Below are 13,335 nucleotides of genomic sequence, written 5' to 3'. Positions count from 1 at the left end.
CCTAATCATATCATCCCTCTACCTTTCATAATCCCGATAAGTTTTTTAGCATACTCCGGATCTGTTGCATAGCCTTTCTCTTGTAGCCCCTTCGCCCATTCAACAGGGTCTGAAGATTTGAAAAGACTACTGTAACGTTTATTATCCATCAAAAACTGACCATGCTGTTCAATACTCTCTTCAACCGATCCATAAGTTGCAAAGCTATCAACAATTTTGATTTTCTTACCGTTGACATACTCATGCGTTACGGTTTCCGCAGCATTTTTAGAACCAAATGATTTTATTCCAAAAATATTGTTACTACTTGTATTCGTTTTCTTATCAAATGGAACCAAGTCTCCCCAGCTTGATTCAAGGATCGCCTGCGCCGTAGTGACTTCTGCCGGAACGCCCGTTTTCTTTTCACTGATCTTAGCTGCAGCATAGACCTTATCAAAAAAAGCTTGTTTATCTGCTGGTAACGGGCGTGCTTTGCGAGCGGGGTGATTTGCTACAGGTGCAGCGGTCGGCTTAGCGGCAGCAGAGACCGCAGCTTTCGGCGCAGCCGGAGCCGCCTGTCCTTTCTGTTTAGGGGGGAACAGGTTCTCCACCGCTTTACTGATATTCTGTTTGTGATCGGCACCAGGCGCACCGGTGCCGGGCTTTGCACCGTCAGTATTCAGGTTCAGCTTGCCGCCGGATGTTGTAATATGGCCATCACCCTGCACGAAAATATTGAAGCCTTTACCGACGATATTAATGTGACCGTTAGCGTTGAGTTCAATAGCGCTTTCACCGCACTCCAGACGCAGTTTGGTGCCGGATCCCAGAACATAAGTATCAACTGCCGCGTCCAGCTTGCCTTGTCCGGTCAGGAGCTCCTCGCCGCCTTTGATACCGTGTACACGGTTGGTCTCAACGCGGTACAGCTCATTGCCGCCAGCATAATGGCTGTGGTTGTTGGCGACCGAGTGGCTGGCATCGTTTTTAACGTGCGTATCCATGTTTTTCTGCGCCTGGATCCAAAGATGCTCCTCGCCCGCCTTGTCCTCGAAGCGCAGCGCGTTTGCCGTGTCCGCCGTGCCGTCCTTCGAACGGCTCAAAAACCCCATCTGCGTCGCCGCCGCCGGCAGCGCCCACGGCGGCATGCTCGCCTCGTTGTACACGCGACCGATGATCAGCGGCCGGTCCGGGTCGCCGTTGATGAAGTCCACCACCACCTCGTCGTTCACCCGCGGGATCTGCACGCCGCCGAACCCCTGGCCCGCCCACGCGCTCGACACCCGCACCCAGCACGAGCTCGTGTCGTCGCCCTTCGCCAGGCGGTCCCAGTGGAACTTCACCTTCACCCGGCCGTAGCGGTCCGTCCAGATTGACTCTCCCGCCGGGCCCACCACCTTCGCCGTCTGCGGACCATGCGTCTTCGGCCACGCCGTCGCCGGCTCCGCGCGGTACGTCACCGACGACGGCAGCACCGTGAATGCGATGTTGTGCCGCGCACCGCCGCCGCCGCTCGCGTACCCGTTCTCCTCAAAGTCGTACCGCGCCGACGTCACCAGGTACTCTCCGTTGTCGCTGAAGTGCGGCGCGTTCACGATGCCGAACCGGTACCCCGGCGCGATGCCCGTCGCCGTTCCCGTTCCGCTCACGCTGTGGTGCGCAACCTGCCACACCTCCTGGCGGATGCGCGTGTAAAACTCCCCGTGGCTGTGGTCGACAAAATGGCCCGGCCAGTCGTACACGTCCACCGCCCCCGGCACCGGCGACACCGGGTTCTGCCGCGCCTGCAGCATCCACGCGTTCGGCTTGCGGAAGTCGTAGTCGTCCGTGCTGTACATCCCCGGCGTCACGCTCTCGCACAGCGACCACTGGCTGATGCCCTCCTCCGTCACGCTCCCGCCCGACGCCGTCACGTGGTACGGTATCGTCTCATAGCCGGCGAACGCCTCGTGCTGGTCCGCCCCGTCGCACAGCACCATCACGTGACGCTCCGCCTCGTGGCGGAACCAGTAGTAAATCCCCTCCAGCTCCATCAGCCGGCTGATGAAGTCGAAGCTGCTCTCCTGGTACTGCACGCAGTACTCCCACACCCGGTAGCTGCTGCCCAGCCGCGTCTCCACGTTCACCCCGTTCTCCTGCAGCAGCGTCTGCACTATCTGCGGCACCGTCTGACCCTGGAATATCCGCAGGTTGCGGTCGCGGCGCATCGGCCACAGGTCCGGCTCCACCCGCAGCTGGTACACCGCGTAGCGCGTTCCGCTCAGCTCCTCGCTGCGCACCGCTACCCGCGTGATTTTGCCGTTGAGGTAGCGCGGCGACAGCAGGCTCTGCGTCGGCAGCGTGAACGTGACCGGCTGCCCCAGCAGCGCGTGCCGGTCAATGCGCGCGTCCGTGGCCAGCAGCTCGGCGTTCAGCTCAAACGACTGCGACAGCGCCTCGGCGCCGGTGAGTTTCCAGAACAGCAGGCCGTCCATCGGCAGTTGCGCGGTGATGCGTGAGAACATAAGCAGATTCCGTAACTTATTTAAGTGATTGAGTCATCGGGGAAGGTTAAACGCCAGGGAGTGAAATGCAGCATATAAGCATTACGCTAAAAATTAACGCCCGGTCTTATAGTGCTTTTGTCTTATTTCATATTCGGGAACTGTCCAATCAGTCAGATATTGACCACGACCGGCAATGTTCCGCTAGCTTGAGGCTTTTTGTCAGCACAACCCGGTAATGCAGTATTTTTCTCTGACCGAAGCATAAGGGCATTTTCAGAAGTGCTGCCCGATCTCTTCTTTAAAGAAAACCAGCGCAAGAGGAAAAGCAGAGTCTGTATCGGTATTCATAAATGGTTTCCCTTCTTAATTTAATTCGCCAGCCAAATACCGTAATAAATCACTATAGAGCCAAGAGAAACCACACACTTGGCAAAGATGAGCATGCCAGGCACCAACTTACTGGTAGCCGGTGAAACGCGGGCATAATTATCAGCGTTATATTTTTCTTGAAAAGCCACAATACCACTAAATAAAGCGCAAATCATTATAATCATAAACTTCATGCCAAGAACAAATATAAAAGAAACACCTATTTCTTCCATCAAATCCCCAGCAAGACCATTACTGAAGCCGGGAACAATTAACACTAAACCTTTAAGCACAAAGGCAAGCACTACAATACCAGCCAGAACACTTATAAACATCTTACCAAACCCTGCCCATTCTTTATTATTATAAAAATCCTTTCCATTCCAGACATAATAGACTGTTACAATCCAAAAAAAGAAAAATGCTAATATTTTCATCTTAAAATCAACCAATGTATATTTAAACTCTAATCAAAACCGTTGCCCAACCGTTAAAGATTGCGCCATCTGCCCCACTGTTGCTTGCAATTTTATCTAAACGTTCCCTTTTTATCAAAAAGCAGATCGTGTAAACGCTTTATGACAACTTTCAAATCCACTTCGCACGCTAATCTCAATAACAAAGCAATTCTGTCGTTGGCTTTAAGCGTGACCGAATAATTTTTTATTGAAATAAGCTGCAACGCCTATTGACGCCCCTAGCGCTCCATGCCGCGCCTGTAACTTCACAAGTCAATATTTAAAATATCTAAACCAGTTTAGATAGCACTGCCAAACAAGACACCATAAAGCATAAGCACGCAATCCAACTAAATCACACCCTTTACAGCTCCAAAAAGTCATTGAATTGTACTTATTACACATTAATCATAAGCGTCAAAATTCCTTTGGAATTATAACGCTTATGAAAAGCATGATAAAATTAAAGATAACATTCAACCTTACAAAAAAACAGATAGCAAGACACCAGTAAATTTAATACCAACAAAAGTCAATCTTTGTCACTAAAAAACCTCATTCCATATATAGTCAAATCACTATCAAAAAAACGGAATCGATGTAATTCACTATACACCCACTCTATAAAATATCGTTCAACCACTATCTAAAAGACAGGTACAGCCAGTGAAGATAAAAACATCACCACTATCAGCACTCGTGATCGATGCGTTGTTAATTTCGTGGTTTTAAAAATAAAAAATATAGTTAATCGACTTCATCCGGAGCCATAGAGTATAGAGCCTCAGCATGAGAAAGAATTTTATCTTTAAAAGCTATCTTGTTTATCCATTCATCAGGAATACCTGACAACCCATATAAAGCACCAGCTAATTGTCCAGCAGTTGCGGCGACACTATCCGCATCATCAGCTAAGTTAGCAGCAAGTAATACTGCATCTTTGAAACTATTTGTATGCCAAACCGCCCACATCGCTGCTTCAAGAGTATCAATGACATAACCAGAAGATCGGATTTGTTCACGGTGCTTTAACTTATATTCACCAGCATTAATAATTAGTACACGAAGTGAAGTAGACATTACATGTGGGGAAAAGCTTTCATCTTTTCCGTAACCGTTCAACAAATAATGTAGAATTATATTAAAAAAACGGCAACTGTCTATTGATTCAGCAGCCCCATGTGTTGCCCGACTTTGAATAGCAGCATCTCTCCAACCATCAATCAAAGATTTCCTGCGGAAAATAGCTGTTGGAGTATGCCGGATCAGTGCTGCATTTCCCGCTGTATCAGGGGATGTATTTCCAAACCAACAAGAGCCATTAATCATTGTTTGTTCAAGAGCAAATCGTGTTGTATTCCCTATATCAAAACATGTTCCACTGGAACTATTTGTGCCTTTTTTGTACCAGCTAATGAGTTTATCCCTGAATTTATCTGTGTCGCACTTCCTGCTTTCAAGATAAGTTTCAGCGAGGCACAAAGCCATTGAAGTATCGTCAGTCCATTCTCCGGGCTTGAGGTTAAATGGACCCTTTCCAATCATATCATGTACGCTAGCCCTATCTCTTGGAATATACTCCAGCGTGGTACCAATAGCATCGCCAACAGCCAGCCCCATTAAAGCACCTTTACACTTATCTAATACTTCGTGATCAGTAACTCTTTGAGGCAATGACATCATCCATTCCGGTTTGCTTTTGTCTTTTGAGTCCTCACATAAAACCTTAGGTTCGTACTCCATTCTATTTTTAAGCTGCCGGGATACTTTAGGGATTAAATGTGAATATCGCTCTGCGTAGAGATAAATCTCAAAATCATCTTTTTTTAGATCAATCATCACACCACCAACGTCCTTATCTCAAGTTATACCAGATAAGCAACTTACCAGCTTAAGCCATGGCTGATCACCTGCCTTGATAAATAACACAAAACTTTGCCAAGGTTAATCATACAAAATAAAAACCTCGCCAATTAAATTAAATTGAAGTCTTTTTTACTTATCTCTTTATCTTTAAAAACAGCATAATTACTTCTTATTTCACTCGAAATTTTTTTGAGACCTTCAGTTTCATTAGAGTTAATGAGGTCAGTTACAATAAAATACCTCTCGACATCAACTTTATAATCCCCCTCACTGAAAATCACCTTCATAACATAATAATAATCATCACATTTATATAGCGTAAAATCCCAAGGATTGATTGCAATTTTCAATTTACTCATTACAATTTATCTCCAGTTGTTAAATCTATCACGTTGTAACCCCCCCTTTCTTCACCCCCTCAGTTTTTATTACAGCTTCAAGATCGCCCTTCGATAATATTGCTCCACCTTCTGTTTGGTATGGTTTGTTCTTAACCGACCATGTATCAAGTGAAGGTAGTGACACACTCCCGAAAATTTAGACCTATTGCTAAATTTTATTTTAGATTAATCCATTTCGTCTGGTGACAGTGTGAAAATTTTTTCTGCAAAATCGATAATTTTATCTTTATAAACTATTTTATCGCGCCATTCTTTCGGAATGCCTGAGAAACCATATAATGCTCCAGCGAGCTGGCCTGCAGTGGCTGCTACGCTGTCTGCGTCGTCAGCAAGATTTGCAGCCAGCAAAATGGCATCCTTAAAGTTATCAGCATGCCATACAGCCCACAGAGCCGCTTCTAAAGTGTCAATAACATAGCCTGTTGACCTAATCTGATCGCGAGATTTTGATTTGTACTCGCCAGCGTTGATTATTAATATGCGGACTAATGCTGACATTTTGTGGGGTGAAAAAGCCTCTTCCTTACTATATCCATTGAGCAGATAATGCAGGACAACATTAAAAAACTGACATCCATTAATAGATTCAGGAGCTGAGTGTGTCGCCATGCTTTGAATACTCGCATCTCTCCATCCATCAATAAAAGATTTCCTTCTAAAAATAGCTACAGGAGCATGGCGTATCAGAGCTGCATTACCCGCTGAATCTGGAGATGTGTTACCAACCCAATCTGGACCATTAGATATTACCTGTTCCAATGCAAAGCGAGTTGCATTTCCTATATCAAAACACGTTCCATTTGAACTGTTGTGCCCCTTTTTATACCAATCAATCAGCCTTTCTCTGAAAAAGTCGGTATCACAAAACCCTCTATTGATGTATGTTTCAGCCAGGCAGAGTGCCATTGAAGTATCATCTGTCCATTCTCCAGCACTAAGATTGAAAGGTCCTCCCCCAAGCATGTCATCAATTTTATATTTATCTCGAGGCTGAAATTCGAGAGTTGTTCCTACCGCATCACCTACAGCAAGCCCTAAAAGCAACCCTTTTGCTTTATCCAATGAATCATGATCAGAGTTTTTCTGTTTTAATGTCTGCATCCACTCAGGTTTACTCTGTACCTCATCTGGCATTGGCTGCGGCTCATATGACATTCTATTTTTCATTTGTCGTGAAGCTTCTGGAACCAAATAAGCATATTTTCTGGCATAAATCTTAAGTTCAAAATCTGACATCCTGAGATCAATCATTATAACTCCTCATAACTCAAGAAAAGCTGCCCATCTACATCTACACAATTTACGACTTTAAACTTAGTGCCAGGTGGGTATAAAACCTCCGCTTCATCCGGAGCAGACTCGACCTCATTATTTTGTGAATTAAACTTAATGCTATCGATAATTGCCCGATACTGCTTTTGATAATATTCACTAAAATGTCCAGGGCAAGTACCTATCTAACAGACGATCTCCTTCCCGCCTGGCTCATCCTCAAAGAGAAGAATGGTTTGCTTTTGCTTTATCTGCATACCACCATTCTCAAAATGATAAAAACTTCAATTGTTGGTAAACAATCAAACACGATAAGTTGTGATGTAACGCTATTGAATGCCTGAACGGTAGTGCTCATCTCCTGAATCATCCGGGCAGCAACTTTCCTACAGTCTCATCCTATTGGCAAAAGGTACTGGCTTAGGGTGCCAGCATCAGCACTTTGAACTGACTTGGCACGATTCGCATGCCAATCGCATTGGTGGAGTTTTGCAGGCTCATGCTGGTCAAGCGGGTTGCCGGCGTGCCTTTGAGTAATACGGTGAATGACCCGGTAAGGTGGCGCGATGGGCCCATTACCGTACCCGATGCCACACCCGTTGCTACTCCAGGGTTATCGCCGTTCGTCAGTGGCGTGACGGTTGCCATATTATGCGCAGGCATCCCCATAAACAGGATGTTCAGCGCATTAGGAATAGCGGTAGGCCCCAGGGCAATGTCCGGATAAGGGATCGGTACCGGCGCAGGTGTGGGTGTCAGGCAGACATCCGGAAAAGCTAAATCCACGCCAAATAGCTGACAGTTTGCGAACATTGTTGCTCCTTAACCCATATGAATCTGTTCAGAGTCGACTTTCGTAATGGCTTTTGAGGTGATAACCGTATTGCTGGCATGCAGGCGGGCGTAATCTTCAGCTTTCATATCAAGCTGACCGGCCCGGACCTGTTCAGTATTACGGGTGGTACGTAGCAGGTTATGGCTGACCTGCGTAATGGTTTGCCACACCGATTCCGCACGCTTGCCAACGATGCGCGAAAGGCTAACCCAGGCAGAGATCTTATCACCGCTGTAATTCATGTCGCTGATGTGGCAATCACCCTGTTCAGCGCTGATGCGCAGCGCGGAACTGCTCAGGCTCAGCTCCCCCGTACTGTGAATATGTAAATCACCAGGCACGCTCAGCTCAGCCTGTTGCGCATTCGCACGCTCCAGCACCGCCAGCAGCCAGATCTGGTTTTCGACGCTGGTCACCAGCACCGTGTCTCCCACCTGTGGCGCAATCACGCAGCTGGCTGCACGCCGGCAATGCCAGCCACGTCCTTCACACTCAACGGTGAGGCTGGCATCAGCGAAGCAGTGCGTCACCACACCCGCTGACTGCACCGGCGGTAAAATGGCCTGCGCCAGTTTATGATTTACGTTGTTCATAATTTTGCTCCTTAACGGCGGCTCTGGCGCTGAGCGCTCCAGGCCTCTGCAGCCAGTAGTTCTTCATCAAATTCAATGATGCCCTGACGGCCAGAGAACTGAGCGTTCTCCTGGCGCGCCCGGTGCATACGCGTACGGGAAAAAGTGGCACCACGAAGATCGGCCATGCGCAAATCGGCGGCGGAGAAATCGCTGTAGGTCAGATCGCAGCGAATAAACAACGCCTGCCTGGCGTTAACCTGCTGCATGATGCTCTGGAAAAAGCGGCTGCCGCTGAAATCAGTGTGCATCAGCGTCGCACCGGCAAAAATAGCCTGATCAAAAAGGCTGCCTTTACACTGCGCGTTGCTGAGGTTGGCTTCCATAAACAACGCCTGGCTGGCATTCACCTGATTAAGCTGCGCGGCTTTTAGCGATGCGCCTTTGAAGTTGCACTGCACAAGGTGCGCACCATTGAACAGCGCGTCATCCAGCGCGCAGTCCGTGAACTGGCAGCCGGTGAAGCGCTGTCTTTCGTAATTTTTACCGCGCTGGTCACAGTTGAAAAATACCGTGCGCTCAAATTCGCCGGCGGTCAGCGAGGTCTGACGCAAATCAATACCGTAAAACGTGGTGAGCAGGCTTTTGCAGTTGTCGAAGCGGCACGCCTCCAGCGGTGATTCAAAAAAGATGCAGCGGTCAAACAGAGCCTGGGTGAACTGGCTCTGTGTCAGCGCACACTGCATAAACTGGGTAGTAAACAGTGCGCAGCGAGAAAAGTCACTGTCAGTCAGTTCACATTGATTCAATACGGTTTCGGTCAGCCGGGTGTCCGTCGCCTGTAATCCAGCCATTTCGCACTGATTGAATACCGTCTGCTGCAGCCTGGCATTATTCAGCCTGACCCGGGAAAGCTGACACTCAGTGAACACCGTTTCCTGCAGATTAGCGCCCTGCAAATCCGCGCCCGCCAGTGAAACGTCCTGAAATACGCCGCCGGCAAGATCGCATCCACGTAAATCCAGGTTCTCCAGGCTGAGTTCACCTATTACCTCGCCCTGCTTAATACGCTGCTGCAATTCTGCTGCGCTGAGCGTGGTCATACAATTTCTCCATCACGCTTAGGAAGCGTCTTGATACGTCTGGTCCACGCGCCGTCAAGCTCAGTGGTATTACTGGTAAAGGCCTGAGATAAATCAGCGCGAAACAGATTCGCACCGCGAAACCGTGCCCCACCCAGCTGGCTTTTTTGCAGTAGTGCACCCATCAGACTGGCATCGGTAAAGTCAGCATCACGAAAATCAGTGCGCACAAACATACTGCCCGTCATGTTGGCGCGCCGGAAATCAGCAGCCTGACACACGGCCTCGCTCAGATCGCTGTTCTCCAGTTTTGCCAGCGTAAAGTTCGCCTCGTTTAGCGGCGTCTGGCGCAGATTACTCTGGCGCAGCGTCGCCTGGCTAAAGTCTGCACCGTTCAGAGAACTGCCGGCAGCGACTGCGCTGGCTGTCCATGTTGAACCGCTAAAGTCTGCTCCGTTTGCCTGGGTCTCTACCCACGAGCAGCTGTCCAGCACGGCCTGCCTGAATGAAGCCTGCTCCAGCGTGGATTTTAAGAACGTCGTCTTACTGAGCGTTGCCTGTAAAAAATCAGGACCGGGAAGGTTCAGCTCCATAAAAACGCAGCTCTGCAGTGTCGCGCGATGGAAGCGACACTGAGTAAACCAAGTTTCGCGGAATAGCAGGGCACTGAAAGTGGCGTCGCTGAACGTACAGTCATCGAACAGCGTTTCCTGCAGTTGCGTATCTTTGAACTGCGCGCCGGAAAAATCGCTGTGACAACACTGCGCCAGCACCAGAGTGGCGTTTTCAAAATTACAGCCGCGCAGAGAGGTATGATGCAGTTCAGTGCGTGCCAGCATTGCACTGTGAAAGCTGGCGCCGTCCAGCTGGCAGTGACTTAAATCGGCGCACTCCAGCAACGCTTTGCTGAAGTTCGCTCCGCGCAGGTCCATACCCGAAAAATCCGCACCGGTCAGATCCATACCGCTGAAGTTACCGCCCTGCGCCAGGGTGCGCTCCGCGCGCTGACGGATAATCTGTGCCAGATCGCCTTTCAGGCGCCTGGCCGGCGGCTGGCTGTTGACTGACATTAGGTACATCTGATGCAGCGCATCGCGGCTTTGTGCCAGCTTCTTCTCACTCAGCGTGTCTTTATTACGGTGCAACATTTCCTGCATGCGAAACAGCGTTTCCGGCCCCCGCGGCTGATGCTCATCACTCTGGCTCTGCGGGTACTTTTCTTCCATCTCACGTTTGCGCTGCTCAGCTTTCGCCTGCATCTCCTGTGCCTCCAGCTCCATTTTCTCAATGAATTCCGGCAGGTCTTCGAGTCGGGGCAGTTCAGGCTCTTCCGGTTCGCTCAGCAGGTCACCGACTTCGCCGCCGCTGGACTTCATGCGCGCGCGATGCTGTTCACGTAACAGGGCAGCACGATTCTGCATGTTTTCCCGCATCGGACTGGATGTCTGTTCGACCTGGTTATCAACCCAGGCACCGATCGTCTCTTCCGGAATTAAATCTTTTTCACGAAAGGAGAACAGCGCACCTTTCTCTTTATCAACACGCTGCGTGAGTACTTTACGGTAATGACTGACCGACCGGGATGCCCCCTGTTTCTCCAGCGCGGGCATCAGCTGCATGACATCAGCCGCGTCATCTTCGTTGATGCGCACGCTGCCCTGCCACAGCAGTATCATTTGCTCAAGATGCGGAAAAAACCATACCGTCGTCGCACGCAGGGCAATCTCTTCGAAAAGCGTTTCGTCACCGCGCTGGCGGTTGATGAAACAGCGCGCCTGCCAGGGCGGGAGCTTGCCCTCCTGCAGCGGTTTTTGTGGATGCATATTCCAGATACGCCATGCAGCCTGTTCCGGTAGCGCGTCGCGATCCTTCCACCATTGATCGGGGCTGGCAGCATTGAATACTTTCCAGTCAATATCACGCGCAAAGCCCGGAAAATCATTCTGCAACCAGCGGGTATCGTACTTTTTTCCCATACGGCTAAAGCGACGCGGCCAGCTGATGTCGAGTGGTCCAAAACCCGCAGGTTCGGGTTTTTGTTTAGCGTGAGTGAGGCGACCTGCCATGGCTTCAATATTGGGTAAGCGAGTGAATTCATGTCCCTGATGCACCTCGGAATGAATCCCTAAGCCATAAGGATTTTCATCGTGCCCTTCCCCGCCAAACGCCCGGCTCCAGTCGAGCCGCATTGATTCAAACGGTTGCGGTTGCGTTATCTGGTTTCCAACCCAATAGCGATCGCCAAACACCGCCAGCGATTTGCTCAGCGTGTCGACGTCAATGCGCGCTGCGCAGGCGGTTTTGTCGTGCTGGTGATGGGTATATGCATGGCCTGTGGCAAGAAACTCTGCACGCACTTTTGGAATGGCCAGATCCAGCACGCCACCGCTGGTTTGCAACTCACTGGCGGCCAGTTGCCACAGCTCCATTTCCGGACGGAGCTGCGGCTTTTGCCCCATGTCAGTCAGCGCAAGCACCGTGACGCCCAGATGATTTTTACCCTGCCAGCGAAACGGGCGATTAAGTACGCTCAGGCGCAGAGGCTTAATGATTTTCATGCCTGGGTTCCTTTTGAAACGACAGATAAAACAAATACCGGGCCTGATCCCGACCCGGTATTGAGAATGGTGTAGGTATTTATACTTCTTTTGAAAGGACTGAGACTGCATTAAAAATATGTATTAATTTACTTCCAATGCTAATTAAAAATGGATTTATGCATATGCAGTGCAAAATTTCCAGGCTGCTCTTTTTCGTAAGTCAGTTTTATTGTATTTCCGACCCGATACATCGTCAGTTCTTCTGCTCTGATCACGTCACGGCTTTGGCCCTCATAAACCTGACCATCCGTATTATGAAAGCGTACTGTGATAAAGACATTTATTAATAGACTGCCATTTCCACCGCGAGTATAGACATCAGTAATTTCACCTTGCGTTTCGATGCCATGCTTCTTCAGATAGCGCTTACGCTGATTATTTTTAACATCTTTAATGATAAGCTTAAAAATGATAAAAGAAAAAAGAAACAACACAGACAAAACAATGAAATATGATAAATAGAGAATAATTAGCCCACTCCTAAATATACTTCATAACACATGATAAAAATAACAAAAAAGCACAACACAGCCCAGGCAATGTCATATCAAAATCATAAAGCGCAATATTACATCGATTATCTAGCCATAAAGCCAATAAAAGCCACTAATATAAAATATCGATAATAGCAACTTTTGGTGGCTTATCTTCGTTATATTTTACAATTACCCCAATCCCTTTCTTTAATTTATGTATATCATTTGGTCGCACTAATCCTTTACCAGAATATATATTCTCTTTTCCAGCAACAGTAAGAGGCACATTAAAATCATAGAAAAAGTCGTTGCCATATTTGGTGTCTGTTTGTGACCAACTTTTAGGTTCAATAGTTATTACATTGCCTTGCCATTCATCTCTGGTTTTCCAGTTTTTTATTTCAATCAATTCATTCTTGTTTGGTTTGAAGATTAAAAACATCACAAACAAACCAATAACAGTCATTATGATTCCGATAATAAATGGGGTTTCGGTTAAAAAATGCACTTCCACCTTCATATAAATAAATGCTTTTTTATTTTTTCAATAAAGTCAATCGGATGGTCAACTTTTACCCCGAGTAATAGCCCACGGTTTATCATATAAAACATTATTTTAAAAGACGTATATGTAACTTGCGCAATAATTTTATATTGTACAAAGGAGTTACAACCTGATCTAATAGTTAAAGTTATAAGTTATAAGTTATAAGTTATAAGTAGTCATAGGGTTGCCTGCTCCCTAATAGATAACAGGCACGCTATTATTTTAACGATGCACCTTCTATTTCAATAATAAAAAATCAGGATTTGCATTACTGCAAGTTAAAGAAAACTCTTTACCAGGCTATTATTTATCAATATCTGAGGTAAAAATAAAAATCTTGTCCTCCCCTGAATGTAATGAACCATCTTTAGTCGTATAATCAAAATACA

General features: G+C 47.8%; 11 protein-coding genes. All 11 read right to left on the bottom strand.

Features of this window, described 5'->3' with window-relative positions; translation table 11 throughout:
• Positions 1-5: 5 nt before the first annotated feature.
• The 11 genes from tssI to C1N84_RS03235 all read right to left on the bottom strand — a co-directional run bounded on the left by tssI (position 6) and on the right by C1N84_RS03235 (position 12,919).
• On the bottom strand, positions 6-2,486 hold the full coding sequence (tssI, locus tag C1N84_RS03285; protein WP_136547488.1) for a type VI secretion system tip protein TssI/VgrG: 2,481 nt from the start codon (positions 2,484-2,486) through the stop codon (positions 6-8).
• A 350-nt stretch (positions 2,487-2,836) separates the two neighbouring features.
• Positions 2,837-3,274 carry a hypothetical protein gene (locus tag C1N84_RS03280; protein WP_058771503.1) on the bottom strand — a complete coding sequence of 146 codons (438 nt, stop codon included), beginning with the start codon at positions 3,272-3,274 and terminating at the stop codon, positions 2,837-2,839.
• A gap of 768 nt (positions 3,275-4,042) precedes the next feature.
• The gene (gene tri1, locus C1N84_RS03275) at positions 4,043-5,134 is read right to left on the bottom strand and encodes an ADP-ribosylarginine hydrolase Tri1 (protein WP_238561533.1); all 1,092 of its coding nucleotides are present in this window, start codon (positions 5,132-5,134) and stop codon (positions 4,043-4,045) included.
• A gap of 134 nt (positions 5,135-5,268) precedes the next feature.
• The gene (locus C1N84_RS03270; RefSeq protein WP_058771740.1) at positions 5,269-5,520 is read right to left on the bottom strand and encodes a hypothetical protein; all 252 of its coding nucleotides are present in this window, start codon (positions 5,518-5,520) and stop codon (positions 5,269-5,271) included.
• 207 nt (positions 5,521-5,727) lie between these two features.
• Complete coding sequence (gene tri1 / locus C1N84_RS03265; RefSeq protein WP_238561532.1) at positions 5,728-6,813, bottom strand: ADP-ribosylarginine hydrolase Tri1; 1,086 nt, start codon at positions 6,811-6,813, stop codon at positions 5,728-5,730.
• 441 nt (positions 6,814-7,254) lie between these two features.
• On the bottom strand, positions 7,255-7,647 hold the full coding sequence (locus C1N84_RS03260) for a DUF4150 domain-containing protein (RefSeq protein WP_014605535.1): 393 nt from the start codon (positions 7,645-7,647) through the stop codon (positions 7,255-7,257).
• A 9-nt stretch (positions 7,648-7,656) separates the two neighbouring features.
• Entirely contained in the window at positions 7,657-8,262 is a 606-nt protein-coding gene (locus C1N84_RS03255) for a DUF3540 domain-containing protein (protein WP_058771634.1), read from the bottom strand.
• Between the two features lie 11 nt (positions 8,263-8,273).
• Complete coding sequence (locus tag C1N84_RS03250; RefSeq protein WP_058771635.1) at positions 8,274-9,344, bottom strand: pentapeptide repeat-containing protein; 1,071 nt, start codon at positions 9,342-9,344, stop codon at positions 8,274-8,276.
• Positions 9,341-11,881 carry a DUF2169 family type VI secretion system accessory protein gene (locus C1N84_RS03245; RefSeq protein ID WP_058771636.1) on the bottom strand — a complete coding sequence of 847 codons (2,541 nt, stop codon included), beginning with the start codon at positions 11,879-11,881 and terminating at the stop codon, positions 9,341-9,343. Before C1N84_RS03245 ends, C1N84_RS03250 begins: the two co-directional genes overlap by 4 nt.
• 140 nt (positions 11,882-12,021) lie before the next feature.
• Positions 12,022-12,357 (bottom strand): DUF3592 domain-containing protein, encoded by a 336-nt coding sequence (locus C1N84_RS03240; protein ID WP_058771637.1) that lies wholly within the window; start codon positions 12,355-12,357, stop codon positions 12,022-12,024.
• A 172-nt stretch (positions 12,358-12,529) separates the two neighbouring features.
• Entirely contained in the window at positions 12,530-12,919 is a 390-nt protein-coding gene (locus C1N84_RS03235; protein ID WP_238561531.1) for a hypothetical protein, read from the bottom strand.
• Between the last annotated feature and the right edge of the window lie 416 nt (positions 12,920-13,335).

This window comes from Pantoea sp. SGAir0418 (assembly GCF_043529865.1).
Note: the sequence above shows the minus strand (reverse complement) of the source record. Positions and strands in the feature narration are given on the sequence as shown.